This window comes from Antrihabitans stalagmiti (genome assembly GCF_016482825.1).
In the GTDB taxonomy this organism is placed as follows: Bacteria; Actinomycetota; Actinomycetes; order Mycobacteriales; family Mycobacteriaceae; genus Antrihabitans; species Antrihabitans stalagmiti.
The window spans coordinates 923,551-949,225 of record NZ_JAEMNV010000002.1; the positions used below are offsets into that span (position 1 = coordinate 923,551).

General features: G+C 64.0%; 28 protein-coding genes and 1 pseudogene. 17 read left to right on the forward strand and 12 right to left on the reverse strand.

Features of this window, described 5'->3' with window-relative positions; translation table 11 throughout:
* The first annotated feature begins 172 nt into the window (after nt 1–172).
* Nucleotides 173–1,489: an alpha/beta hydrolase-fold protein gene (locus JGU71_RS08385; RefSeq protein WP_199703654.1), complete on the forward strand. Its 1,317-nt coding sequence runs from the start codon at nt 173–175 to the stop codon at nt 1,487–1,489.
* Here JGU71_RS08385 and JGU71_RS08390 read toward each other — a convergent pair.
* Both JGU71_RS08390 and JGU71_RS08395 read right to left on the reverse strand, forming a co-directional pair.
* Nucleotides 1,486–1,710: a hypothetical protein gene (locus JGU71_RS08390; RefSeq protein ID WP_199703532.1), complete on the reverse strand. Its 225-nt coding sequence runs from the start codon at nt 1,708–1,710 to the stop codon at nt 1,486–1,488. The genes JGU71_RS08385 and JGU71_RS08390 overlap by 4 nt on opposite strands.
* Nucleotides 1,711–1,775: 65 nt before the next feature.
* Nucleotides 1,776–2,423, reverse strand: coding sequence for a PaaI family thioesterase (locus tag JGU71_RS08395; RefSeq protein ID WP_199703533.1), 648 nt, complete (start codon nt 2,421–2,423; stop codon nt 1,776–1,778).
* 134 nt (nt 2,424–2,557) lie between these two features.
* Between JGU71_RS08395 and JGU71_RS08400 the strand changes: the two genes are divergently transcribed.
* From JGU71_RS08400 to menE, 8 genes are all read left to right on the forward strand, one after another.
* Entirely contained in the window at nt 2,558–3,451 is an 894-nt protein-coding gene (locus JGU71_RS08400; RefSeq protein ID WP_199703534.1) for a 1,4-dihydroxy-2-naphthoyl-CoA synthase, read from the forward strand.
* 15 nt (nt 3,452–3,466) lie between these two features.
* On the forward strand, nt 3,467–3,910 hold the full coding sequence (locus JGU71_RS08405) for a hypothetical protein (protein WP_199703535.1): 444 nt from the start codon (nt 3,467–3,469) through the stop codon (nt 3,908–3,910).
* Between the two features lie 4 nt (nt 3,911–3,914).
* Complete coding sequence (locus JGU71_RS08410) at nt 3,915–4,307, forward strand: VOC family protein (protein WP_199703536.1); 393 nt, start codon at nt 3,915–3,917, stop codon at nt 4,305–4,307.
* Nucleotides 4,308–4,412: 105 nt separating this feature from the next.
* Entirely contained in the window at nt 4,413–5,612 is a 1,200-nt protein-coding gene (locus JGU71_RS08415; RefSeq protein ID WP_199703537.1) for an inorganic phosphate transporter, read from the forward strand.
* A gap of 18 nt (nt 5,613–5,630) precedes the next feature.
* Nucleotides 5,631–5,921, forward strand: a complete 291-nt coding sequence (locus JGU71_RS08420) for a hypothetical protein (protein WP_199703538.1) — start codon at nt 5,631–5,633, stop codon at nt 5,919–5,921.
* 4 nt (nt 5,922–5,925) lie between these two features.
* Nucleotides 5,926–6,255: a DUF3349 domain-containing protein gene (locus JGU71_RS08425; RefSeq protein ID WP_199703539.1), complete on the forward strand. Its 330-nt coding sequence runs from the start codon at nt 5,926–5,928 to the stop codon at nt 6,253–6,255.
* 10 nt (nt 6,256–6,265) lie between these two features.
* Entirely contained in the window at nt 6,266–6,580 is a 315-nt protein-coding gene (locus JGU71_RS08430; RefSeq protein WP_199703540.1) for a DUF3349 domain-containing protein, read from the forward strand.
* A 52-nt stretch (nt 6,581–6,632) separates the two neighbouring features.
* On the forward strand, nt 6,633–7,781 hold the full coding sequence (menE, locus tag JGU71_RS08435; protein ID WP_199703541.1) for an o-succinylbenzoate--CoA ligase: 1,149 nt from the start codon (nt 6,633–6,635) through the stop codon (nt 7,779–7,781).
* A 68-nt stretch (nt 7,782–7,849) separates the two neighbouring features.
* On the opposite strand, the gene JGU71_RS08440 is transcribed toward menE, so the two are convergent.
* Both JGU71_RS08440 and JGU71_RS08445 read right to left on the reverse strand, forming a co-directional pair.
* A complete protein-coding gene (locus tag JGU71_RS08440; RefSeq protein WP_307829557.1) occupies nt 7,850–8,770 on the reverse strand; it encodes a serine hydrolase in 921 nt (306 codons plus the stop codon).
* Nucleotides 8,767–9,660, reverse strand: coding sequence for a LysR family transcriptional regulator (locus tag JGU71_RS08445; protein ID WP_199703542.1), 894 nt, complete (start codon nt 9,658–9,660; stop codon nt 8,767–8,769). Before JGU71_RS08445 ends, JGU71_RS08440 begins: the two co-directional genes overlap by 4 nt.
* A gap of 138 nt (nt 9,661–9,798) precedes the next feature.
* Here JGU71_RS08445 and bla point away from each other — a divergent pair, with 138 nt between their 5' ends.
* Nucleotides 9,799–10,752, forward strand: a complete 954-nt coding sequence (gene bla / locus JGU71_RS08450) for a class A beta-lactamase (protein WP_199703543.1) — start codon at nt 9,799–9,801, stop codon at nt 10,750–10,752.
* 52 nt (nt 10,753–10,804) lie between these two features.
* Nucleotides 10,805–12,328: a flavin-containing monooxygenase gene (locus JGU71_RS08455; RefSeq protein WP_372433131.1), complete on the forward strand. Its 1,524-nt coding sequence runs from the start codon at nt 10,805–10,807 to the stop codon at nt 12,326–12,328.
* Between the two features lie 15 nt (nt 12,329–12,343).
* Here the strand turns inward: JGU71_RS08455 and JGU71_RS08460 are convergent, their stop codons facing one another.
* Entirely contained in the window at nt 12,344–12,751 is a 408-nt protein-coding gene (locus JGU71_RS08460) for a winged helix-turn-helix transcriptional regulator (RefSeq protein WP_199703545.1), read from the reverse strand.
* A 106-nt stretch (nt 12,752–12,857) separates the two neighbouring features.
* Here JGU71_RS08460 and JGU71_RS08465 point away from each other — a divergent pair, with 106 nt between their 5' ends.
* Complete coding sequence (locus tag JGU71_RS08465; protein WP_199703546.1) at nt 12,858–13,778, forward strand: NADP-dependent oxidoreductase; 921 nt, start codon at nt 12,858–12,860, stop codon at nt 13,776–13,778.
* Between the two features lie 69 nt (nt 13,779–13,847).
* On the opposite strand, the gene JGU71_RS08470 is transcribed toward JGU71_RS08465, so the two are convergent.
* Complete coding sequence (locus JGU71_RS08470) at nt 13,848–14,636, reverse strand: maleylpyruvate isomerase N-terminal domain-containing protein (RefSeq protein ID WP_199703547.1); 789 nt, start codon at nt 14,634–14,636, stop codon at nt 13,848–13,850.
* 78 nt (nt 14,637–14,714) lie between these two features.
* Between JGU71_RS08470 and JGU71_RS08475 the strand changes: the two genes are divergently transcribed.
* Both JGU71_RS08475 and JGU71_RS08480 read left to right on the forward strand, forming a co-directional pair.
* Nucleotides 14,715–15,689, forward strand: a complete 975-nt coding sequence (locus tag JGU71_RS08475; protein WP_199703548.1) for an ATP-binding cassette domain-containing protein — start codon at nt 14,715–14,717, stop codon at nt 15,687–15,689.
* Nucleotides 15,686–16,528, forward strand: coding sequence for an ABC transporter permease (locus tag JGU71_RS08480; RefSeq protein ID WP_199703549.1), 843 nt, complete (start codon nt 15,686–15,688; stop codon nt 16,526–16,528). Before JGU71_RS08475 ends, JGU71_RS08480 begins: the two co-directional genes overlap by 4 nt.
* A 9-nt stretch (nt 16,529–16,537) precedes the next feature.
* Here JGU71_RS08480 and JGU71_RS08485 read toward each other — a convergent pair whose 3' ends face one another.
* On the reverse strand, nt 16,538–19,786 hold the full coding sequence (locus tag JGU71_RS08485; protein WP_307829558.1) for an ATP-binding protein: 3,249 nt from the start codon (nt 19,784–19,786) through the stop codon (nt 16,538–16,540).
* Between the two features lie 135 nt (nt 19,787–19,921).
* Here JGU71_RS08485 and JGU71_RS08490 point away from each other — a divergent pair, with 135 nt between their 5' ends.
* Nucleotides 19,922–20,788, forward strand: a complete 867-nt coding sequence (locus JGU71_RS08490) for a 1,4-dihydroxy-2-naphthoate polyprenyltransferase (protein WP_199703550.1) — start codon at nt 19,922–19,924, stop codon at nt 20,786–20,788.
* A gap of 42 nt (nt 20,789–20,830) precedes the next feature.
* Here JGU71_RS08490 and JGU71_RS08495 read toward each other — a convergent pair whose 3' ends face one another.
* The 4 genes from JGU71_RS08495 to JGU71_RS08510 all read right to left on the reverse strand — a co-directional run bounded on the left by JGU71_RS08495 (nt 20,831) and on the right by JGU71_RS08510 (nt 22,848).
* Nucleotides 20,831–21,535, reverse strand: a complete 705-nt coding sequence (locus tag JGU71_RS08495) for a class I SAM-dependent DNA methyltransferase (RefSeq protein ID WP_199703551.1) — start codon at nt 21,533–21,535, stop codon at nt 20,831–20,833.
* 71 nt (nt 21,536–21,606) lie between these two features.
* The gene (locus JGU71_RS08500) at nt 21,607–21,990 is read right to left on the reverse strand and encodes a phage holin family protein (RefSeq protein WP_199703552.1); all 384 of its coding nucleotides are present in this window, start codon (nt 21,988–21,990) and stop codon (nt 21,607–21,609) included.
* Between the two features lie 67 nt (nt 21,991–22,057).
* Nucleotides 22,058–22,633 (reverse strand): Clp protease N-terminal domain-containing protein, encoded by a 576-nt coding sequence (locus tag JGU71_RS08505; protein ID WP_199703553.1) that lies wholly within the window; start codon nt 22,631–22,633, stop codon nt 22,058–22,060.
* Nucleotides 22,633–22,848, reverse strand: coding sequence for an HTH domain-containing protein (locus JGU71_RS08510; protein ID WP_199703554.1), 216 nt, complete (start codon nt 22,846–22,848; stop codon nt 22,633–22,635). The genes JGU71_RS08505 and JGU71_RS08510 overlap by 1 nt, the downstream gene beginning before the upstream one ends.
* Nucleotides 22,849–22,985: 137 nt before the next feature.
* Here JGU71_RS08510 and JGU71_RS08515 point away from each other — a divergent pair, with 137 nt between their 5' ends.
* Both JGU71_RS08515 and JGU71_RS08520 read left to right on the forward strand, forming a co-directional pair.
* Nucleotides 22,986–24,104, forward strand: coding sequence for a ferredoxin reductase (locus tag JGU71_RS08515; RefSeq protein WP_199703555.1), 1,119 nt, complete (start codon nt 22,986–22,988; stop codon nt 24,102–24,104).
* 27 nt (nt 24,105–24,131) lie between these two features.
* The gene (locus JGU71_RS08520; RefSeq protein WP_199703556.1) at nt 24,132–25,286 is read left to right on the forward strand and encodes a fatty acid desaturase family protein; all 1,155 of its coding nucleotides are present in this window, start codon (nt 24,132–24,134) and stop codon (nt 25,284–25,286) included.
* Between the two features lie 97 nt (nt 25,287–25,383).
* Here JGU71_RS08520 and JGU71_RS08525 read toward each other — a convergent pair.
* Nucleotides 25,384–25,675 (reverse strand): annotated as a pseudogene (locus JGU71_RS08525) (IS481 family transposase); the annotation flags it as partial.

Genomic DNA, 25,675 nt, shown 5'->3' on the forward strand with positions numbered 1-25,675 from the left:
CGCCCTCGATTGCTTCACTTCGACGTTCCCCCGATCCCCGGACCGCAACCATTTTGGCCCCAACCCGACACACGACGGATCCGCAGGGGCTTCACAGGCAGTTCGCAGGGTCAGCCACGAGACTCGCGGCGTGCATCAGGGGATTTCGTTGCTCGGCGGCTGGTTCCCGTCGATGGTGAAGCTGCTGACCGTCGTGCTCGCCGTCGCGGCTGTGGGTTGGCGGACTCGACGATGGCGGTATGTGTGGGTGCCGATCGCCATCGCGATCGGCGTCGCGGGGGCACTTGCCGCGCGGACGTATGTCGATTCCGAAGGCCTTGCCTCCGACCCAGCTCCACCGCAGTTGTGGTTGTGGACAGGGTGCTTCGTCGCGGCAGTAGCGGTCGCGATTCTCGGTTGGCGCGGTACGCGGTGGTGGCGTCGAGCGTTGTCGATTCTGTTGGTGCCCTTGAGTTTTGCCGCTGCCCTGGTCGTTCTCAACGAATGGGTCGGCTATTACCCGACCGTGTCGGCTGCATGGGGCGCGCTCACGGCCGGTCCGCTGCCCGACGAAATCGACGTCGCCGAGCTCGCGGGTCTGCGTGGCACGTCGCCGGACACCGGCAAGGTGGTGCAGGTCGACATACCGGACGACGCAAGCGGTTTCGCCCACCGATCCGAGTACGTCTACCTGCCGCCCGCCTGGTTCGCCGGCGCAACACCACCTGCTTTGCCTGCGTTGATGATGATTGCGGGTGAATTCAACACTCCGGCTGACTGGTTGCGCAGTGGTGGTGCGATCGAGACTGTCGACGACTACGCAGCCAGCCACGACGGCCAGGCGCCGATTCTGGTGTTCGTCGACTCCGGCGGCAGTTTCAACAACGACACAGAATGCGTGGACGGGCCTCGCGGGAACGCCGCCGACCACCTCACCGACGACGTGCGGCCGTACCTCGTCTCGACTTTCGGTGCCTCCGCGAAACCCGAGAACTGGGGTGTCGTCGGATGGTCGATGGGCGGCACCTGCGCGGTCGATCTGACGGTCATGCACCCGGACCTGTTCACCACGTTCGAAGACATCGCAGGCGATGCAGGACCGACCGCGGGGACGAAGGAACAGACGATCGATCGACTCTTCGACGGCGACGCCTCGCAATGGGACGCCTACGATCCGGCCACCGTCATGGCGAAACATGGCCCCTACGTTGGGGTTTCGGGATGGTTCGAAGACACCGGTGCGCCTCCGAACGGAGGCAAGCGGCCACAGAGCGGCAATTACCATCCGCCACCGAGGGCGACGTCGACCCCGAGTGGCTATGGCGGGCACGACGACACACACGACACCGGCGAACTCGGCGCCGCCGACACCCTGTGCAAAGAAGCCTCTGCGCAACAGATTTCGTGCGAGGTCCATACGATCTGGAGCGGTCACACGTGGCAGTTCGCGACGCAGGCCTTCACCGACGCGCTGCCGTGGCTGGCGGACCACATCCGAACCGACAGCTAGACCGCCGACGCATTGGGGTCGATGCCCCCGGGATGGTGCGGAAGCAGGGTGTACGCGATCTCGGGCGGCATGTCTTCGGGTGGCACGGCGTCGGGATCGAGAGGATCTGCGAGGTCGACGAAGGGCTCCAGCGACCGACCGCCGAGCAAGGGATTGCGCTGCACTTCCACAACGATGGCGACGAGAAGCAGAACCCCGACAAAGCCGACCACGATGCCCATATCCGCCTCCGGACCCTGCAAACTGCGCCTCGCGCCGAGTCTAGGCCGAACCCCAGGCGAGCGCTTTACTGCTGGCCGGGAAGAAGTTGGACCATCAATGCGTCGGAGTCCGCGAGCAGCGTTCCCGCTTCGTCGGTGAGGCGGGCACTGACGAATGCCTTGCGGCCTTCGACGCGATCGACTCGACCTTCGATGACGAGCGGCACGTTGAGCGGCGTGACCTTGCGGTAGTTGATGTGCAGGTACGCGGTGCGGCTGATCGGTCGGCCGGCGGCGTGGACCGTCATGCCGAAAATATCGTCGAAAAGCAAGGGCAGGACGCCGCCGTGCGCGGCTGCGTTGCCACCGAGGTGATAGCGCCGGAACACACCACGGCTACGGACACCTTCGGCGTCGAACTTCTCGATCATCCACGGCAGCATCAGCAGACTGCCCCGGCCGGGAAGCCCGATGACGCGCCCGCCTGTGGCTTCACCCTCTTTCGCTTCGTAGGGCGCCAACAGCGCTGCGAGTGCTTCGGCTTGCGCCCGGGCTTCTGCGAGCACGTCGTCCGGCGCATCGATCGACACGGCGAGGTCCTGGAGTGTGCGCATGGCCTCGATGAACGGCCCGAAATTGGGTCCGGGCGTTGCGGCGGTGAACTTCGGAAATCCGCCGTGGTGTTCGTACTCTTCGTCCACGGAGGTTTGACCGTTCGTTGCCTGTTCACTCATACGGTCACGTTAGCCGATGCAGTTATACGGTGTCAGATTTGCCCGCCAGGTTTACAGCGAACTGCGACGCACTCGACATTGCATTGCACACGTGATGGCCATGACAACGAGACGTATTACCTAGGCTGGGGCAGGTGACCTTCAATCCGCAGCTGTGGCGACCCGTTCCGGGATTCGAAAATCTCACCGACATCACCTATCACCGGCACGTCGAGCAGGGCACGGTCAGAATTGCGTTCGATCGGCCCGACATTCGGAACGCCTTCCGACCGCACACCGTCGACGAGCTCTACCAGGCACTCGACCACGCGCGAATGGCGTCCGACGTCGGCGTCGTACTGCTCACCGGCAACGGCCCGAGTAGCAAGGACGGCGTCTGGTCGTTCTGCTCCGGCGGCGACCAACGGATCCGCGGACGCAGCGGCTACCAGTACGCGAGCGGGGACACCGCCGACACCGTCGACAAGGCGCGCGCAGGCAGGTTGCACATTCTCGAAGTGCAGCGGCTGATCCGGTTCATGCCGAAAGTGGTCATCGCCCTCGTCAACGGTTGGGCCGCCGGCGGCGGCCATTCGCTCCACGTCGTCTGCGACCTCACACTCGCCAGCCGCGAGCACGCGCGATTCAAGCAGACCGACGCCGACGTCGGCAGCTTCGACGGTGGCTACGGCAGCGCCTATCTCGCGAAGTTGGTCGGACAGAAATTCGCCCGCGAGATCTTCTTCCTCGGCCACACCTACACAGCCGACGAGATGCACAACATGGGCGCTGTGAACAAAGTTGTCGACCATGCCGACCTGGAAGACGTCGCACTCGAATGGGGCGCCGACATCAACGGCAAGTCGCCGCAGGCCCAACGCATGCTCAAGTACGCGTTCAATCTCGCCGACGACGGTCTGGTCGGCCAGCAACTGTTCGCGGGTGAAGCGACGCGGATGGCGTACATGACCGACGAGGCCGTCGAGGGTCGGGATTCGTTCCTGGAGAAGCGCAAACCCGACTGGTCCCCCTACCCCTGGTACTTCTGAGGTAAGACTGAGGGTGTGGACCCGCAGAAACCGAACGAGCAACACGTCCGACCCGACGGCGTCACCGACGAGACAGTCGCAGCGGTCGGCAAAGTGTCCGAAGCGCTGGAGACCATCGAACGTGCACGCGGACATCTCTACGATTTCCATCAGCTGACCGGCCACGCCGACCTACTGCTCGGCGAGGCGGCCGATGCGCTCGAAGAGGCCGGTCATGCGGCTACAGCGCAGCAGCTGCGCGACGAACTCGTCGGCCGAAACGTCGTCGAAGGTCGCTGGACCTTTCAGTTGGTCGAGGAGTTCGACGACGGCTACTGGTCGGCGTTTCGCGAGGCGGACAAGCGGATTCGTGACGAACTGCAGGGCGGTAAGCGGCATCTCTTCGAAGCCGAGATGAAGGAATCGCGACGCACACACGGGCGTCGACACCACGAGGCACGGCCGATCCAGGGAGCTTGAAGCGATGCAGGTACTCAGCAGCAGAATCATCTTGCGTCCTGCCGATCACGCACGCACGCTGACCTTCTACCGCGATGTGATCGGCCTTGCCATCGCCCGCGAGTACCCGGGCGGCACCGTGTTCTTCGCCGGTCAAGGCTTGATCGAGGTCACGTCCTACAGCGGAACCGGAGCGTCGAACTCCTTCGACGGCGCGATTTGGCTTCAGGTCAAGGACCTTGCCAAGGCGCAGAGCGAGCTGGCAGCGAAGGGAGTCCCCATCGATCGCGAAGCCAAGAAGGAGCCGTGGGGCCTGCGCGAAATGTGGATCACCGACCCCGATGGAGTAAGCATCGTCGTCGTCCAGATACCCGACGATCATCCTTTGCGACGCGACACACGATCGACTACAACGTGACGTAAACCTCCTGCATATCCGGGCATATCGGTCACTTGGTGGACGGCAGATGAACACCCGCGACCCTGGCTGGCTTTCCGCGGATCGAGTACGCACACTAATCGCGTGAGCGCTGAACTCCTCGTCCTCTTAATCGTCGTCGTAACGGCTCTGGCCTTCGACTTCACCAACGGTTTTCACGACACCGCGAATGCGATGGCGACATCGATCGCTACCGGTGCACTCAAACCGAAGGTGGCAGTCGGTCTTTCCGCTGTTCTCAACCTTGTCGGCGCCTTCCTCTCGGTGGAAGTCGCCGCAACCGTTGCCAAAGGAATAGTCGACCTCAAAACCGTGCAGGGCCAAGACCTTCTTGTGATCGTCTTCGCCGGACTCGTCGGCGGCATTCTCTGGAACCTCGCAACGTGGCTCTTCGGCATTCCGTCGAGTTCGTCGCACGCGCTGTTCGGCGGACTCATCGGAGCGACGATTGCGGCACTGGGAACCAGCGGCGTCATCTGGGCGAAGGGCTCCGACGGCGTCGTCAACAAGATCCTCGTTCCCGCACTGCTCGCTCCCGTGGTCGCCGGCCTCGTCGCCGCGATCGGAACGTTCGCGGTCTACAAGATCACCGATCGCGTCAACGAGAAGAACAAAGAAGAAGGCTTCCGCTGGGGCCAGATCGGGTCGGCGTCACTCGTCTCGCTGGCGCACGGCACCAACGACGCGCAGAAGACGATGGGCATCATCTTCCTGGCCCTCGTTGCGCACGGCACCATCAACGGTGATTCGGAGATGCCCTTCTGGGTCAAACTGTCCTGTGCATTGGCAATTGCGCTCGGTACCTACCTCGGCGGCTGGCGAATCATTCGCACGCTCGGCAAGGGGCTCGTCGAGATTGCGTCGCCGCAGGGATTCGCGGCTGAATCGTCATCTGCAGCAATCATTTTGACGTCCAGCCACTTCGGCCTTCCCTTGTCGACCACACAGACGGCGACCGGCTCGATCCTCGGAACCGGCGTCGGCAAGAAGGGCGCGGAGGTCCGGTGGGGCGTTGCGGGTCGGATGGCCGCCGCGTGGCTGCTCACCCTGCCTGCCGCCGGCATCGTCGGCGCACTCTGCTGGGCCCTCGCTCACGCGATCGGCGGACTCGGTGGCGTGCTCGTGGTGTTCGGAATCCTCGTCGGGCTGTCGGGCTACATGTACCTGCGCTCGAAGAAGAACCCGGTCGACACCTCGAACGTCAACGAAGACTGGGACGGCGGACTCACGCCTCCTTCGGAAAAAGTCAAGACGAGCACTCCCGCCGACCCGGCGAACGTCTGAGAAGGGCGAACGTAGAACATGGATACTTTCCTCAAAACCGTCGACTCGCTGTGGCGCGTTGTCGCCATCGGCCTCGTATTCGGCGCCGGGTTGCCCGTCGTATTCGCCTACGGAATCAAGTTCCTCGCGGTCAACGAGATCAACGCAGACGGCACGGTCGGTCGCCGTAATCCGGTGATGGCGTTGGCCGGATCTGCTCTGCTCGCATTGGTCTTGCTCTCCGTCATCGCGGGCGTGCTTTTCATTGCCAAGGATTTCATCCTCACCAGCTTCGACATCTCCCTCTTCGGGGCAAAGGCGAAAGGATAATCACGTGACTGCAGAAGCGAACGCGGAAAATCAGTCGATACTCCAGACCGTCATCGGTTGGCTGCGCGCCGGATACCCGCAGGGTGTGCCCCGCGAGGACTACATCGCACTCTTCGCCGTGCTACACCGTCGGTTGACCGAATTCGAAGTCCGCAAGATCGCCGATCAGTTGATTGCGAATGCTGTCGCCGAAGACGGTGTCATCGAGCGCAGTGAGATCGAGGATGCAATTGCGAAAGTCGCGTTGGAGCAGCCCGGCGACGACGATGTCGCACGCGTAGCGTCGCGTTTGGCAGCGGGCGGATGGCCATTGGCCAATCCGTCGGACAACTGAGCCGCCCGCCTTGGCACTTCCGCCATTTCTCGCAAACGTCCTCGGCTGGCTGCGTGCCGGCTATCCCGAGGGCGTGCCGGAAAGGGACTACGTTCCACTCTTGGCACTACTGACTCGCAAGCTGTCCGACGACGAGGTCGAACAGATCACAACAGCGCTCGTCACGGCGGGCGACCTTCCCATCGACAAGACCGACATCCAAGTGATGATCACCAAGATCACCGACGAGATGCCGCTGTCCTCGGATGTGGATCGGGTCAGCTCCAGACTCGCAGCGGGTGGCTGGCCGATTGCCGATCCGACGACGGATCTCGAATCGCCGTAGTCGTGTCAGGCACCCGTCCGTTCCCGACAGCGATGCGTGACACCATCGAAGGGTGAGCAACACACTTCGAACGCTGGCCGTACCGTCCGGCGATGCCGTTGCCGAGGTGCTTCCTGTCTTGCGAGAAGTATTGGCGGGCACCACATCAGCGGTCCTTCCAGTTCCCGCGGGTGACCGACGCGAAACCGCTCGGCTCGAGACAGCGCTTGCTTCGGGTGAGCCGATAGACGACGGCGTCGCACTTGTCGTCGCGACGTCCGGAACCACGGGAACTCCCAAGGGCGCGATGTTGTCGGCAGCCGCATTGCGTGCGAGCGGTACCGCGACACACAAGCGACTCGGTGGAGCCGGCAGCTGGTTGCTTGCGCTGCCGACCCACCACATCGCCGGACTGCAAGTCCTGTTTCGCGGCATCCTTGCCGGCCTTCCGCCAGTGGTTCTCGATGTCGCCGACGGCTTCGATCCGGCGGCACTGGCGCCTGCGATCGATGCGATGCCAGGGCCTCGCCGCTACACCTCACTGGTCCCGACGCAACTCGTCAAAGCGCTCGACGACGCTGCGGCCGTTGCTGCGTTGACGCGCCTCGACGCGGTGCTGCTGGGCGGGGCGGCAACACCGGTCTGGTTGCGCGAGAAGGCAAGCGACGCCGGTATCAATCTGTTCCGGACCTACGGGATGAGCGAAACCTGCGGCGGTTGTGTCTACAACGGCATTGCCCTCGACGGCGCCCTGGTCGAGATCGAGGACGGCCGCGTCGTTCTCGGCGGGCCGATGGTTGCCACCGGGTATCGCGGCCTACCCGAGCACCCATCGTTCGCTCGGCAAGGCTGGTTCCGAACCGATGATGGGGGCACGGTGACCGACGGCATCCTGACCGTCACTGGACGGTTGGACGAAGCCATCTCGACGGGCGGTCTTACGGTCGTCCCGCAGGTTGTCGAAGCCGCGATTCTCAGCCATCCCGACGTCCGCGAATGTGCGATCGTCGGTGTCGCGGACCGGCGCCTTGGCGAACGTGTCGTCGTTGCGGTCGTCGCCGCACCCGGCGCGACGCCGTCGTTGCGGGATATTCGCGATCACGTTGCGCAAGAGCTCGATTCGACTGCAGCGCCGCGCGAGCTGCTCCTGGTCGATGCACTCCCCCTGCGCGGGCCGGGCAAGGTCGATCGAGCAGCTGTGCGGGCACTTTTCGAGCACTAGGCGGATCCGCCGCTCGTGCGTCTTTTCGGCGCGCCTGCCCTCCGAAAAGACTCACGAGGCCGAGGGCCCTAGCGAAGTTCCGTCACAGCCAGATGCGCAGCCCGGCCGATCGCCTGGTCTACGACGGGAAGCAGCGGGTCGGCCCGGGCTGCCCTCGTGAACACCGCGACCGCGACGGCTGTCTCACCTGGAAACTCCACCACCGCAACCTCGTTGCGGATGGCACCGATCGTTCCGGTCTTGCCGGAAACGACAACTCCGCTGTAGGGAAACCCCGATCGAATTCGATGCGGCCAAATCTGTTCCGACATCACCCTTTTGACCAACTTGGTGGACACATGGGAGACCGCTTCTCCCGTCCAGATCGCGTCGAGCAGTGTCGTCATCTCACGCGGAGTCGTCGCACTGGCGAAGGCAGGGTCGTACACGGCGGAGGTCCGCTCGTCGAAACTGTCGGCGAGCGATTCGAACGCCTCCCTCGTCGTGTGCACGTCCATGTCGGCCCGCAGCATTCTGTGCGCATCGTCTGTGCCGCCGACTATTCGAGTTCGCGACAAGCTCAGGTCGGCGAGAACTTTAGCCACGGACTCGAGCCCGACCATACGCAGGATGATGTCCGCGGCACCGTTGTCGGACACCGTCATCATCGACCTCGCGAGGTCGCGCACGCTCAGCTCTACAGGGTCCTGGAAGATCGACAGGCCCGTCGGCCCGAGCGTGCAGGTCGCGGGATCGACCCGCACCGTGTCGGTCGGCGACAGTTCGCCGCTGTCGAAAGCCCTGCACAACGCCACCATCAGAGGCAGCTTGTAGACCGATGCGGTGACGACGAGAGCGTCGGAGTCGACGTCGATGCATGCCGTCGGCGCTGCCGAGCCGGGTCCGATCCTGCGAGCATGCAACCAACCGACGCACCCCGCGTCAGCGAACACGTCGCGGATCCGCTTCTCGGTGAACTCGAACCGAGAAATCCCCGCCGACCTGCTCACGGTCGGGCTCCGCCGATCACGCGATCGAGCGCTCTTGCGAGCAACGCGGCGTCGCTACCTCGGCGGCAGATCGTTCGCACGCGCAAGGCAAGGGCGTCCGGCGCGAACTCGACCCACGCAACGCCGGGCATCGACGCGGGCGGGCGTGCCGTGACACCGAAGCAGCGTCCGGCCGCCACCTGCGCGAGCAGTTCCCGCGACCCGTTGGAGACGATGAGCTCCGGGTCGAGACCTCGCGCACGCCAGCCGTCGACGAACAGATCGTGTGCAGCCGGGTTGTCCGAGCGCTGCCCCGTCGACAGCGCCAAACCGCGAAACATGCGCGCCTGCGGCCGTTTCGCCGATGCGACAGGATGGCCGGACGGAACGATGACCCACCGCCTCAGCTGCAGTACAGGGCCGCTTGCAACATCGGTCAGCAGCGCCGGGTGTTCGATCACGGCAACGTCGAGCAGTCCGCTGGTGACGCTCTCCACGAGGTCTGCCGTTGCGGCTGTGGTCGTCTCGACCTTCGGTTCTCCCTCGGAGTCGACGGCGACGAGTGCGCCGATGCATTCGAGCACGACCGCGTCTGTGATGGATGGCGTTGTGCCCCAACGGACAACCGAGTGACGGCCTCCTGCAATGCGCAACGCTTCGTCCTCGAATCGCGCTGCATCGGCGACAAGCAGTCGAGCCCGCGGCAGCAGTTGGCGTCCGGCGTCGGTCAGTCCGATGCGACGGCCACCACGATCGACGAGGACCGAGCCGAGCCGATCCTCTAGCCGCCGAACGCCCTGTGACAGCGGCGGTTGCGTCATGCCGAGGCGGGTTGCCGCGTTCCCGAAATGGCCCTCCTCAGCGACTGCGACAAAAAATTTCAGATGGCGGAGCAGGTCCATGCTCACCATTCAACCAGCCGTCGGAAGCCGACCTGGATTTCTTCGGTGCTCGAAACCGCCCTCCCAGCAGCACCGATATCGAAGTCGACTCGCGGCGGACGTCGGATCGTCTTTGCATCGGAATCGATGGATCACCATAGTGAATTTATGAGCCGAACCCTGTCGAAGCCTGTGCGCCGCAGTCCGAAACTCGCCCTGTGTGCCGTCGTGTTCACGCTGCCCGCGCTACTCGGCGCGTGCACCGAAACGACCGAGAGATCCGACAGCACAACCACTTCCAGTGCAGCAGCAGCCCCGTTGGACAGCCAGAAACTCGACGCCGATATGGCCGCCCTCGAATCTCGATACTCGACCCGGATCGCCGTCACCGCGATCGATCCGACCGACGGTCGAAGCTACCGACATCGCGCGGACGAACGCGTTGCCATGTGTTCGACCTTCAAAACCTATGCCGTTGCCGCGCTCCTTCGCGCCGTCGCAGCGGGCACTGTGTCGCTCGACGACAAGAGGACGATCGAGCCCGGCACCGTCGTCGTGAATTCGCCTGTCACATCGGAAGCTGTCGGCACGCAGATGACGCTGGCACAACTCGCCGATGCGGCATTGACCCGCAGTGACAACACCGCGGGGAACTACCTGCTCGACACGATCGGTGGACCAGCCGCGATTACGTCGTTCGCCAGATCCGTCGGCGACGACGCCACCCGCCTCGACCGCCGCGAACCCGAACTCAACGAGGCTCTGCGTGGCGACCCACGAGACACGTCGACCTCGGACGGCCTTGCGGCGGGCTACAACGCGGTGCTGCTCGGAGACGCACTCGGATCGGCCGAACGTAAACAACTGGTCGACTGGATGCGGGCGAGCCAAACCTCGGACAAGCGAATGCGCGCAGGTCTGCCTGCAGGCTGGACCGCTGCCGATAAAACGGGTGCGGGCGACTACGGGACCGTGACCGATGCAGGTGTGGTCTGGCGACCCGATGGCACACCCGTTGTCCTCGTGGTTCTGACCGACAGCCTGACCGATCAGGCGGACGCCGCGGGCAACAATCAGGTGATCGCGGACGCCACCGCGGCTGTCCTCGCGCAGTTGGGCTGAGGTTCGACGATTCCACAACGGCCGCACACCGCCTACCGTGGCTACCATGACGATGAAGTCACGCGACGTTTCGCTCGGTGACACGACCGCGTTGCGCATGCCGACGGTCGCGATCGTCGGTGCCGGAATGTCCGGAATCTGCATGGCCATAACACTTCTCGACGCGGGAATCACCGACGTCACGATCTATGAGAAGGCCGACGAGATCGGCGGGACCTGGCGCGACAACACCTATCCCGGGCTCAGTTGCGATGTGCCGTCGCGCTTCTACCAGTACACGTTCGCGACGAACCCCGGCTGGACGCATCTCTTCTCCCCCGGCGCTGAAATCCAGTCGTACTTCGCGGGGGTCGTCGAGAGCCACCAGCTTCGCGGCCGGATACGTTTCGGCACGGAGATCGTCGACGCCCGATTCACGGACGATCGCTGGCAGCTCCGGACCGCGACCGGAGAGGTTTCGGTCGTCGATTTTCTGATCTCGGCCACCGGCATCCTGCGCGAGCCTCGGTATCCGAATATCAAGGGCTTGAACGACTTCGCTGGCGCCACCATGCACTCTGCTCGCTGGGATCACACCGTCGACACGGCGGGCCGACGTGTCGCGGTCATCGGGACCGGGTCGACCGGAGTGCAGCTCGTGTGCGGATTGTCGGGTGAGGTCGGTCGTCTCGCGCTGTTTCAGCGCAGCGCCCAGTGGGTTCTTCCGCTACCCAATCCGTCCTACACAGCGCTTGCCGCACCGGTCCATCGTCGGTTGCCGGTGCTGGACCGTCTGGGGTACCGCGGCTATCGTGATGTGTTCGAATGGTTTTCGAAGGCCTTGGTGGAACCGGGCTGGCGACGCCGAGCAATCTCACAGGCGTGTCGCGCCAATCTCCGCACCGTGCGCGACCCCGATCTGCGTCGCAAGCTGACGCCCGACTATCAGCCGATGTGCCGACGGCTCGTCATCTCGGCAGGGTTCTATCGAGCGATGCAACGACCCGACGTCGAGCTGGTCACCGAGGCCATCGACCACGTCGAAGCGCGCGGGATCGTAACGACCGACGGCCGGCTGCACGAGTGCGACGTAATCGTCCTGGCAACGGGTTTCGACGCGCACGCCTTTATGCGGCCGATGAACCTCGTCGGACGCGACGACAGCACGATCGACGAGTTGTGGGCCGACGGACCGAGGGCCCACCTGACCGTTGCGCTGCCTGGCTTTCCGAACTTCTTTATGTTGATGGGGCCGCACAGTCCGGTCGGCAACTACTCGCTCACCGCCATCGCCGAGACCCAGGCCGACCACATCACCGCCTGGATACGCCGTTGGCGTAACGGTGAATTCGACTCCGTCGCCCCCAAAGCCCGAGCGACAGAACGATTCAATGCGGAGCTGCGGGCCGCGCTGCCGAACACCGTGTGGGCAACCGGTTGCACCAGTTGGTATCTCGGCAAGGACGGATTGCCGGAGCTGTGGCCGTGGTCGCCGGACCGCCATCGTGAGGTACTCGAAGCCCAACCGATCGCGGGAGACTACGACCTTCGAGTCACCGCGAAAACGTCGCCGTTCGGCACGGATGACGCTGTGTGACAGCCCGTTCGACCCTCAGGCCGACGCTGTAGTCCGGTCGTACTCGCTCCGTGCAACGTGCACGTCGTCCATATGCGCTTCGGCCCACGACTTTATGGCCCGCATGAGCGGCATGAGGCTGTGCCCGAGATCGGTGAGTTCGTAGTCGACCCGGACAGGGACCTCGGCCGTGACGTACCGCGCGACGAGTCCGTCGCGTTCGAGTGAACGCAGGGTCTGGGTCAGCATCTTGGGGCTCACGCCGGCGACCTCCTTGGACAATTCGCCGTAGCGCCGAGGACGGTCCGCCATGGCAGCGAGGACCAGCCCGACCCACTTGTCGCTGATCCGATCGAGCAGCTGCCGAGACGGGCAACCGGCCATAAATGCGTCGTACTCGAGCTTCGCTTCTTCACGCCGCTGCGCTGCAGTTTTGGTCGCCATACTTACCCCTACTCCACTAACGCACCTTCAGGTACCTACTACCCAACGGGTAGCTACGCCTCTTAGTTTGGACCCGTTCGAACCAAACAGCAAGAAGGAGCGCGTAATGCGAGCAGCAATCGTGACCACACCCGGCGACCCGGACGCCATCGATATCCTCGACGTCCCCGAGCCCGAGCCTGCCGCGGGACAGGTCCGCATCGAGGTAGCGGCGGCGACCATCAATCCGGTGGACGCATTGGTACGTCAAGGATTTGCACCGAATCTCAGCCTCCCACTCGGCCTCGGCTGGGATGTTGCAGGCACAATCGACGCAGTAGGCGCAGGCGTCACCGGCTTCGCCATCGGTACACCGGTCGTCGGTATCGAGGATTCGATGTACACCCCGGTCGGCCCGCAGGCCGAGTACATCGTCCTCGCGACCGAAAACATCGCGCCCGCACCGACTTCCGTCACCGCGACCGAAGCGGCGACGCTCCCGCTGAACGGCTTGACGGCGTGGCAGGCGCTCGACCTGCTGGCTCTGACGGCGGGAGCAACCCTTCTGGTGACCGGCGCAGCGGGTGCCGTGGGTGGGTATGCGATCGAGTTGGCCACCGCACGCGGCCTGCGGGTAATCGCAACTGCGTCAGCAGAAGACGAGAGTGCGGTCCGCGGTTTCGGAGCGAACGAATTCATCGCGCGCACAGACGAACTCGTGGATGCGGTGCGAACGCTGGTACCGGGTGGCGTCGACGCCGTCCTCGATGCCGCGCTGCTGGGTTCTGCGGCCATCGGCGCCGTGCGCGACGGTGGACGCTTCGCAGCGCTCACGCCGCCGTCGACTCCGGCGAGCGAACGTGGAATCGACGTGCAGACGGTGCAGGTCGTGGCGAACGGCACGCAGTTGGCGGCCCTGGTCGCCCTGGTCGACGACGGCACACTGACTCTGCGTGTAGCGGAGACCTATGCCCTCGAGGAGCTGCGCACCGCACACAAGCGTCTTGCCGAAGGCGGCGTCCGCGGGCGGATGGTCGTAAACCCATAGGCGGCTCCGCCGCTCGTGAGTCTTTTCGGTGGTCGGGCGCGCCGAAAAGACTCACGAGCCGCTTGCGGCCTACACGATATTCAGCGCATCCAGGAACCGCGTACCGACCTCGGTGTCACCGGTGACCGTGACGTCCGATTCGCGCCACGGCCGCCTCGTCGTCGACCACACCGGGAATTCCTCCGCCTGGGCGACGATCTTGGCAACCGTCCCCGGACCCTCACCTTCGGTGACACGCAACCGGCCCTTGCCTGCCGGATCGATGCGCCAGACACCGCCACCGTTGCCGAGCAATTTCAGCGACACCCCGGCGTCCAGCCACCGCATCTCGTCCTTGTTCATCTGCTCGACGCCGGCGAGGAGCCACTCGACGACCGCCGCCATCCTGTTGTCGTCGGTAGGCGGGACCGGACGATCGAGCGCGGATGCGATGTCGTGCCGCAGATGCAGGTGCCACTCGTAGACGTACACGGACGTGAACACACCGAGCGGGTAGGTGCCCAGCTCACCGATCGGAAACCGAGCTCGACGGATCAGTGGCGCAAGCATCGGTCGCGCTGCCTTGATCACCCAGGAACTCCAGGTCTCGAACTCCGCCAACGCTTCCGCCGCCGTCTTGTCGTCCCGCTTGGCAACCCCGACGTCGTTGGTCCGCTCGATCTCCTTGGTCCGCAGCAACGTGATGATCTCCGGTGTGAACGGCGCTCGTGCCGTCGCTCCGAGATGGGCGACCACGTCCTGGACTGTCCAGCCCGACGCGGCGCTCGGGGCTGACCACTCCGCATCGGTCAGAGCGTTGCAATAGTCCAGTACCGTCGTCCGCTCGGCTCGCAAAGCCGCGATCCTGTCTGCACGCATGCGTCGCAATCTACCCGTCGAAAGCGGACGCAATCGCCGCGCAAGTGGCGTGCAAGAACGGGCAGTGAAGGTTGCATCATGAACCTCTCCGGAACATCCGCAGTCCCCGCCGTCGAGGCGGACGGACTCGTCAAGAAATTCGGCCAGCAGCGCGCGGTCGACGGCGTCAGCCTGACCGTCCCACAGGGTGCCGTCTACGGCATTCTCGGCCCGAACGGTGCCGGCAAGACCACCGCGCTTCGTATGCTGGCTACCCTCCTACGACCGGACGCAGGGAGTGCCCGGATCTTCGGCTACGACGTCGTCAAGGATTCGACGGCGGTCCGCTCGCTGGTCGGCGTCACCGGCCAGTACGCATCCGTCGACGAGGATCTGTCGGCAACCGAAAACCTGATCATCTTCTCCAGGTTGCTCGGCCTCAGCCGCGCCGATGCCCGCCGCAAGTCGACCGAACTGCTCGAAGAGTTCGACCTCACCGAAGCCGCGACGAAACCGCTCAAGAACTTTTCCGGCGGTATGCGACGCAGGCTCGACCTCGCAGCCAGCCTCATCTCGGCCCCTCCGCTGCTGTTTCTGGACGAGCCGACCACCGGCCTCGACCCACGAACTCGAGCACAGATGTGGGAAACGATTCGACGACTCGTTCGCGAAGGCGCGACGGTCCTTCTCACAACGCAGTACCTCGACGAAGCCGACCAACTTGCCGATCGGATCGCCGTCATCGACCGCGGCAAGGTGATCGCCGACGGCACCGCCGACGAACTCAAAGCATCGGTCGGAGTGTCGTCACTTCAGCTGACCCTCACCGACCGTTCCCATACGGCAGACGCTCGCTCGATCGTCGCTGCCTACCTCGGCGTCGACGTTGCGATCACCCCCGAAGCGGGCCGCCTCACCGCCCCCATGACCGACTCGAGTGTGACGCCCGAACTTCTGATTCGTCTGCGCGACAACGGAATTGTCGTCGACGAGATCACAGTCTCCAAGCCGAGCCTCGACGAGGTCTTCCTCACCATCACCGGACACACCGCAGAAGAGAAGAGCGTCGCATGACAACCACAGCAGTCGCAGAGCGCGACACCAAGACCCCCGAACCACCCAACCGCCCTGTCCCGACACCGCGCACCATCAGCATCACGCAGACGATCGAGAACTCGTTCACGATGGCCTACCGCGGCGTGCTGAAAATCAAGCACAACCCGGAGCAGCTGTTCGACGTCGTCATCCAGCCGATCATCTTCACGTTGATGTTCAGCTACATCTTCGGCGGCGCAATCTCCGGCGATGTGAAGAGCTACCTGCCGATCATCATCCCCGGCATCCTTGTCCAAACCGTCATCACAACGTCCGTCGTGACCGGCGTGCAGCTGCGCGAGGACATGAACAAGGGTGTCTTCGACAGATTCAAATCCCTTCCCATCGCCCGTATCTCACCGCTCTCCGGCGCATTGCTCGCCGACGTCATTCGCTACGCGATCGCGACGGCCATCACCATCGTTGTCGGTCTGTCGATGGGCTTCCGTCCCGGCGGCGGCATCGTCGGTGTCGCTGCCGCTGGCGTCCTTGTGATCGTGTGCTCGTTCTCGGTCAGCTGGATCTTCGCCTTCATGGGCGTCATGATGAGCAAAGCCTCTTCCGTGCAGGGCATTTCACTGCTGGTGTTGTTCCCGCTCACGTTCCTGTCCAACGCCTACGTCAACGTCGACACGATGCCCGGTTGGTTGCAAGCCTTCGTGAAGGTCAACCCGATCAGCCAAGTCGTCAGCGCAATTCGTGAGCTGATGAACGATGGCCACTTCGGCATCCACGTGGTGTGGTCGCTGCTCGGCGCAGCGGTCATCGTCGCGATCATGGCACCGCTCACCGTTCGGATGTACATGCGAAAGGCCTAGCGCCGCAGGCTAGATGCGAGCGATCAGCGCCATGATCTCCCGTGCTGCGACTGCCCGCTTCACCCCAGCCGCCCGGTTCAGTTCTGCATCGACGACCTCGTCGCCAAGGACCGACCGGGCGGCTTCGTGGTGTCGGGCAAGCGCCATCGACGGATAGTCCTGACGTGCTTTCGCCGGATCGGCGAGAGCGAGCAGGCGCATACCGACGGCCGGATCGCGACCGCTTGCGATGGCATAGCTGCCGACGGCGGCGGCGGCGCCACCGATCTGCGGCAGATCCAGAAACCGGCCGAGACGCGCGGTCGCCAGTGTGATCGTCTGTGCCACAATCGCGTCGATCTCACCGGCCCGCCCGTGCAGAACATTGGCACAGATCACCGCGCAGGCAAGCAGCGTGTCGTAAGGTCCCGGAGCCGGGCCCGCGTGCGGCCAGCCTGCATGCGCGAGTGCAGCGTCGTACCGTTTCAGCCCTGCATCGATGTTGCCTTCTGCGAGATCGGCTTCCGCGAGACTTGCCGTCATGGCGGCGTATCGCTGTTTCGCCTCGTCCGACGGCCCCGGCGTTCCAGTACCGCCAGCACCCGGATCGGTGAACAGGTCTTCGAGTTCGCGACGGCATTCCTCGGGTCGCCCGGCACCGACGAGTGAGGCCCCGAGGAACCCGCGGACCTGGACGCTTTCGTCGAAGGCCTGCAACTGCAGCAGCGCATCGATCGCCTGCCGGTAGTAGTCGACGGAATCCTCGTAGCGGGCCGATTGCCCGGCAAGGCTGCCGAGATGCTGGCAGACCATGGATTCCAGGTAGACGTCGCCACGTTCGGTCGCGAGCTCGAGCGCCTCGGTTCCGTCTCGGAGCGATCCGTAGATATCACCGTTGTTCTCTCGGATGTTCGCGCGAATCCCGAGCGCCGCCGAGCGTGACCATTCGTCGTCCGAGTGCGCGGCTTCGGCCAACATACGCGCAGTGCCTTTGCCGCTCACCGGTGAAACCACCAACGACGCGTAGAGCCGCACCGCTGGATCGAGGTTACGGCCAGCTTTCAGCACTGAACGAACACGCAACCGCGCCAATGCAATCGGGCGAATGTCACCACTGATGAACATGTGCAGACCGGCGAGCAGATAAGACATCACCAGAAGGTCGGCAGGGATTTCGCGGTCGACCGGTCGTGCATCGATGTCGAGAATCCTTGGCCCCCAAGCAAATATCTCCGAATGCGAGCCCCGGACCGCCCATCCCATACCGAGCACGGCGAATACGGTGTACACGACGAGCCCATCGCGTCGCGAAATTGCACTTCGCAGGACGGCAAGCAGGTTTTCATGCTCGGCGGCCATCAAATTTGCTGTCGCGACCTGCCTTCCGAAACGCGCACCGTCGAGCATCTGGACCGCGATATCGCACGCCCACAACGCCATTCGATGCTCGGTCGCGTCGGCCTCCCCCGCTGCCGCCAACTGCTCCTCACCGAATTCGCGAACGGTCTCCAACATCTGGTAGCGCAGTCCGCTCGGACCGTCGTCCTCGATCACCGTGAGCATCGACTGGTTGACCAGACCGTCGAGAGCTTCCGCGATATCCGTGACACCGCTTGTTCCCGAATCTCCCCGTTCGGCAACTTTTTCCGCAGCTGCGATCGTGAAACCTCCTGGAAAGCGACACAGTCGGCGGAGGGCGGCCTGCTGCGCGAAGTCGAGGAGGTTCCAGCTCCATTCGATGACGGCATGCAGTGTCCGGTGGCGTTCCGGCGAGGTTCGATCGGAGCTGCGTAGCAACTCGAATCGATGGCGGAGGCGGGTGTTGATCTGCTCGACGGTCATCGTGCGAGTCCGCGCGGCGGCGAGCTCGATTGCAAGAGGAAGCCCGTCCAACGTGCTGCACAACCTGGCGACCTCGTCCGCGTCGAGGCGAACAGCAGGGCGTACCGCTTTTGCTCGGGCCGAAAACAGTTCCGTTGCAGGCGATCCCGCAGCATCGATCGTCAAAGGCGGCAACGGATAGACGGTCTCGGCAGTGAGCATCATCGGCGCGCGGCTCGTCGCCAGCACGGTCAGCTGCGCAGTTGCGGAGACGAGTTCGGCGACGATATCGGACACGTCGTCGATCACGTGCTCGCAGTTGTCGAGAATGAGCAGCAGCTTTCGCACCGACACCGCCTGCCGCAGTCGGGCGCGCGCCGAATCCAATCGGGTCCGCGTCAATGCGCCGGGCTCGATCACAACTTCGCTGACCCCGAGGGTGCCGCTGATCGCGCCGATCACATCGTCACCGCTGCGCACCGACGCGAGTTCCACCAAGACGACAGGCAGCTCTGCTGCAGCGCGTGAACCGATTTCGTTCACGACTCGCGTCTTGCCGGTGCCGCCCGGACCGAGAACAGTGGTAACTCTCGACGTCTGCAGCAATGCTTCGATCGCGGCGATGTCGTCTGCACGCCCCAGCAGGGCATTGGGCGCCGCACGTAGGCCGATCGAGGTCGGCAGCTCCGTCCGCTGCGGCTGTCGAGACTGTGGCGACGCGGTGGGCGGCGTAGACACTTCGCCGCGCAGGATCGCAGTGTTGAGGTCGACGAGCGCCGCATTCGGATCAGCGCCCAGTTGATCTGCCAACTGCGATTTCAGTGCGGCGAAGACGTCGAGTGCGTCACTGTCGCGGCCGAGGCCAACCAGAATATGCATCAGTTCGGCGTGTGCGGCCTCGTCGAGCGGGTGGCGTTCCGCACGTTCCTTCGCCCCCGTCAACGCGCCGGACAGGTCACCCATCGCGACGCGCGCGGCGATCTCGACCGCGTCGAGAGCCGCCAGCCGAGCGGCAGCCTCGATGCCGAGGTCGGACGCAAGCTGACCGTCCGGCAGATCCGCACCCGGCTCGCCCCGCCACAGGGCCCGCGCTACCCCGACCGATTCGACTGCGCCGCGATGATCGCCCTCCGCGTGGCATTGCTGGGCGCGCTGTTCGAGTTGCCGGGCCAGGGTGATGTCCACCTGCGCCTTGCTCAGCGCCAACCGGTAGCCGGCCGGACCCATTTCGACGGCACCGTCGGGCAACGCCGCGCGGAGGCGCGAAACCTGGGTGTGCAGCGCATTCATGGGCGCGCGCGGCGGCTGATCAGCCCAGACCTCGTCGATCAGGGCCTGGGCGCTGCGGCTTCTGCCAGGCCGAGCGGCCAGCGCCACGAGCAAACTGCGCGCCCGGGCACCCGGAAGCGGAACCAGACAACCGTCGCGGCGCGTCGAAACCTCGCCCAGCAGAGCCACGACGACGCCTGCGGGCTCAGTTGCCGATATCGGCGGCGTAAGTGGGACGCTCGAGTCTGGATGCACCGATGTCCAATCGTATTTGAGCCGGGGGCACCCGGCCAGTTCATTTGGTCCGGCTGCGAAGATCAGCCCATGGCATCAGCTGCTCAATGGTTGGAAGGCGCTCGCCCACGGACCCTGCCGAACGCGATCGCGCCCGTTGTCGCCGGCACCGGCGCGGCTGCATCGATCGATGGCACGGTGTGGTGGAAGGCCCTGCTCGCACTCGTCGTAGCGCTGGCTCTGATCGTCGGAGTGAACTACGCGAACGACTATTCCGACGGCATTCGTGGCACCGACGACGACCGTGTCGGTCCGCTCCGGCTGGTCGGCTCCAAGCTTGCAACACCGACGGCCGTTCGCAACGCCGCGATCGTGAGCTTGGCCATCGCTGCCGTCGCAGGGATTGCGGTCTCGTTGACGTCCGCGTGGTGGCTGCTGCTGGTCGGGGCGGTCTGCATCGCGGGCGCATGGTTCTATACCGGCGGCCGCAATCCATACGGCTACAGCGGTTTCGGTGAGATCGCCGTATTCGTGTTCTTCGGTTTGATCGCGGTGTGTGGCACGCAGTTCGTGCAGGCCGAACGAGTCGACTGGGTCGGCCTCGTGTGCGCGGTGGCAGTCGGATGCTTCTCGTCCGCGGTCCTCGTGGCCAACAATCTGCGCGATATTCCGACCGACACCGAGTCCGGCAAACAGACACTCGCGGTACGACTCGGCGATGCCCGCACTCGCACACTGCATCTCGCGCTCCTGCTCGTGCCGTTCGTTGCGACCCTTGCTCTTACGTTCCGCACGCTGTGGGTTCTGGCCGGGCTACTGGCCCTGCCGTTGGCCATCAAGGCGAACGGTCCGGTCCGCAGCGGGAACAAGGGTCTCGATCTTGTTCCCGCGCTGCGTGACTCGGGTCTGGCGATGCTGGTGTGGTCGGTGGCTACGGCAATAACGTTGGCCACCTAGCTGCTCGTGAGTCCTTTCGGAGGGTCCGACCTCCAAAAGGACTCACGAGCGGCGGAGCCGCCACACGTATGCCGCCGAGATCGGTGTCCCCCTGAGCCTTTCCCACGACGGCTTGAGCGCGACCCACTCGTCGTCGATCAGGCGCTCGGCCATCTCGACCAACTCGAATCCGACGGCGACACCGGCCGTTACGTGGTCGGAGACGAGGTGGACGTTCGTCGTGATCGCGATGTCCTCGCCGTCCGCCGTCGTGAAATGTGTCGGCATACCCGAGGACATGATGAACTGCGGGTGAAAGCTCACCAGGACGAAAAGCCCCGCGGGCGCCGCAAGACGGCGAGCCTCGGCATAGAAGCCTGCGAGGTCCGCGACGTGCTCGTCGACCAGCGAACTCACGACGAGGTCGTAGGCGGCGGATTCGAGGCCGGTGTCGGTGACATCGCCGAGCCGCAGACTGTTGTGCGCCCCGCGCTCCCGCGCCCGGTCGAGCATTTCCGCGGTGATGTCGACTCCGTCGACCGAGTGAACACCGTTGGCCCGCAACCACGATCCGGTCCGTCCTGTGCCGCAGCCGAGGTCGGCGGCGTGCTGGCTGTTGATCCAGTCAGGGACCTGCAGACATTCGAGCAGCGCGAGGTCCATCGCATCCTCGACGGTGTCCTCGTAGCTGGTCACCCACTGGCCGTAGCCGGTGCGCGCGTCGACGGTTCGATAGCCGCGGCGATCATAGACATCGAAATTCACCATGGCACGACGGTACTTTCGGCTGCACCGTTGGCAAATGGGTTTTACCGGCGACCAACCCCCAGCGCCCAGTCCTAGTCCTCGTCCGGAACCAACACTCCGAGTAGCCAGTTCACGATCGCGATGACGAGCGCACCCCAGAGCGCGGTCCAGAATCCGTCGACTCGCAGACCGTAGTCGGTGGCCTCGGTGATCCATGCCGTGAGCAGCAACATCAACGCGTTGATCACGAGCAGAAACAGGCCGAGACTCAAGACGATCAGCGGCAGTGACAGGAACTTCAGCACCGGCTTTACGACGGCATTCACCAACGTGAATACGATGGCAATGCCGACGACGACGATGATTTCCCAGCCGATGCCCTTGTCGGCGGGCACTTTGATATCGATGCCGTCCAGCCACCTCGCGGCGAGCCAGATTGCAAATGCGGTGATAGCGAGACGAATCGCGGTGATCATGAGGTCAATGTTGACACAACATCGAACCTTTTACTCGACCCTTCGGACAGCCTTTGTCGACGTGGTCTCAAGCCGCTCGATCGAGTAGCTCGAGTACCTGTCGTCGCAGTTCGTCGATACCGACGTGCGCTTCGATGACCTTGCGTGCCGTCGGACTGGGGCCGCCGAGGACACCGAGCAGCACATGCTCGGCACCGATCCGATCGTCTTTGTGCGCCAACGCTTCACGTAGCGACTGTTCGACCACCTTCTTCGCGCCCGCAGTGAAGGGGATGTGCCCGAACCTGCGGGGGTTGAAGAAGCCACGTCGTTCGGTAGGCACAGCGCGATTGAGCGCATCCTCGCCGAAATTGGCGTCCAAGCTCTCACGGATGGCATCGAGATCGATACCGATCGAACGCAGGGCTTCGGCATCCTCGGCACCAAGCGGATCGGCAGCGGCGCCCGCACCGCTGATCGCCGCCCGAACCGAGTCGACAGTCAACCCATGTGCGTCGACCAGCGCACGGAGCGACGGGTCAGCGGCGTCGAGGACGCCGATCAGGACATGTTCGACGTCGATGTGGTCCGAGTTCGCCAGCCGCGCCTCTTCCTGCGCCGTGACGATCGCGATCCGCGCCGCCTTAGTGAATCGTTCGAACATCAGCGGGTCCTCCTGTTGTGTTTCTGATGTACCGCTTGCCTACTGACTTCGAGAGCCTGGGCGATCGCCTGCCACGACCAGCCTTGCTCGCGGGCGTTGGCGACCTGGATCGCCTCCAGCCGTTCGAGCAGTCGGCGTAGGGCAAGCACGGCCCGCAGTCCGACCTTGGGGTCGGGGCTTCCGGCTGCGGCAGCCAGAGTGGTTGCTTCGGTCATGACGTCAATCTACGTTGACAACCGAGCGCTGTCAACTTTAATTGACAACTACGTGTGACGCCGGTCGCATCGAATTGCCGTGGTCCTGCATTGCCGTTACATTGGGTGTACACCCGTTCACTGAAAGGAGGCCGATCATGTCTGTGAGCACTCAAGTGTTGACCTCTTCGCGACTGGCTCGCCGCGTCCTTGGCTCGTCAGCAGTGAAGGCAGCCTTCACGCCACACGGCGTCGACCGGTACCTCGAAATGATCGACCCACTGTGGGCCGAGACCGACGTTCGGGCCGAGATCACCGATGTAGTCCGCAAGACCGACGACAGCGTGACGTTGACGTTGCGCCCCAATGCGAACTGGAAAGGCTTCCGGGCCGGTCAGTTCGTCCGCGTTTCCGTCGAAATCGACGGAGTTCGTCGCACCCGCTGCTACTCACCGGCGAACTCCGAATTTCGCCGCGACGGGCGCATCGAACTGACGATCAAAACAGACCCCAACGGCTTGGTTTCGCGGCATCTGCGTGCCAACGCCACCCCCGGTACAGTTGTTCACCTTTCGCAGGCCCAGGGCGAGTTCGTCCTGCCCCTGCCGCATCCGCGCCGGATCCTCCTGATCAGTGGCGGCTCGGGCATCACCCCGGTGATGTCGATCCTGCGGACCCTGTGCGACAAGGCCTACAACGGCCGCATCACCTTCCTGCACTACGCCTTCACCGAAGACGACGTGATCTACCGCAAGGAACTCGACGCGATCGCAGAGAAGTACGAGTCGATCAAAATCGTTCGCGCGTACACCAACCAAGAGATCGGCGGCGATCTGCACGGCTTCTTCCACCGTGACCATCTGCTCGCCGCAGACAAGCACTACGCCGAGGCAGACACCTACGTCTGCGGACCTCTGCCGCTTATGGACTCGGTGCGCGCACTGTGGGCCGAGGAAGGTCTCGACGACCAACTGACCGTCGAACAGTTCACGGCACCGGTACGAACCGTCAGCAGCGACGACGCCGATGGCGAAATCAGTTTCTCGGCGACCGGAACAACGGTCGCGAACTCGGGTCGCACATTGCTCGAGCAAGCCGAGGACGCCGGGCTCACCCCGGAGTACGGCTGCCGCATGGGAATCTGCTTCTCCTGCGTCCGTCGCAAGGACACCGGTGTCACACGGAACGTCATGACCGGCGACCTGTGCAGCGACAACGAAACGTCCATCAAGCTCTGCGTCTCTGTGCCCGTCGGCGACGTATCCGTAGATCTCTGAGCACCACCAAAACTTAGGAGGAACGCCATGACAACGACCGCACACACCAAGCTCACGTCGGACCAGATCGAAGCGTTCGGCAAAGAAATGGACGCACTACGCAAGCGCGTCGTCGACGATCTCGGCGAGCGCGATGCCGAATACATCCGCAACATCATCTCGGTGCAGCGTCGCCTCGAAGTCGCCGGCCGCGGCCTGCTGTTCTTCGGCGTCCTACCCCCGGCGTGGATTGCGGGCGTAACCGCTCTGTCGCTGTCGAAGATCATCGACAACATGGAGATCGGCCACAACGTCATGCACGGCCAGTACGACTGGATGCAGGACCCGGCGCTGACCTCTGGCAGCTTCGAGTGGGACAACACGATCGCAGGCGACAGCTGGCGCTACACCCACAACTACGTGCACCACACGTTCACCAACATCATCGGCAAGGACCACGACGCCACCGGTTACGGCGTCATGCGTCTCACCGAGGAGACCCCGTGGCACCCGGTGTGGCTGGGCAACCCGGTCTACGCATTCCTGCTGCAGTCGCTGTTCCAGTGGGGCACCGCGCTGCAGGAGCTCGAATCGGAAAAGATGATCCGCGGCGAGAAGACCTGGGCGGAAGCGCAGGAGGCGTTCGGTCGGTTCCTCCGCAAAGCCGGCCCGCAGGCGCTCAAGGACTACGTGATCTTCCCGGCGCTGTCCGGACCGTTCGCGCCCATCACCTTCGCGGGTAACGCAACTGCGAACTTCGTCCGCAACTGGTGGGCGTCGTCGGTGATCTTCTGTGGTCACTTCCCCGAGGGTGTGCAGACGTTCTCGATCGAAGAGACCCAGGACGAAAGCAAGGCAGGCTGGTACTACCGCCAGGTGTGTGGCTCGGCCAACTTCACCGGTGGCCGCTGGCTGCAGATTCTGTCGGGCAACCTGAGCTTCCAGATCGAGCACCACCTCTTCCCCGACCTGCCCGCTCATCGCTACGAAGAGATGTCGGTCGAGGTCAAGGAGATCTGCGAGCGCTACGGCGTGCCGTACCACAACCAGGCCATGTACAAGCAGCTCGGCAGCGTCTGGAAGAAGATCTTCAAGCTCGCACTTCCGGGCAAGTCCAAGCCGGCGGAGCAGGTCGAGAGTGTTGTTGTCGACGAGGATCAGCCGAAGGTGACCGTCGACGATCGCAGCCTCGCGAGCGTCTAAGCGACCACGTCGGTCGTGAGTCCTTTCGGTGGGCCTGCCCTCTGTGCTGTCTAGATACATGTGGCACAGATGTGTCTAGATACATGCGAGACACATTTTAGGCTGCGTCGTGCAGTTTGCCTTGGTATCGCTTGGTGAGGTCGAGCGTCAGATGACCGAGCGCGTCACCGTCGCCGTCGTAGGCGGTGGCGTGATCACCGTTGCGGAGCACGGTGATCTGTTGCCCAGCACGGATTCTGCCGACACTGATACTGCACCCACCGAGAGCAAGGACACCGTTGCTGCTCACCCTCAGACGGTGAATCGAGGCATCGCGTTGAACCGGCAGCGACGTCGGGCCGCCGAGTTCGGGTGCGCTGGACCACGCCTGCTGCGGAGTTCTACGCACC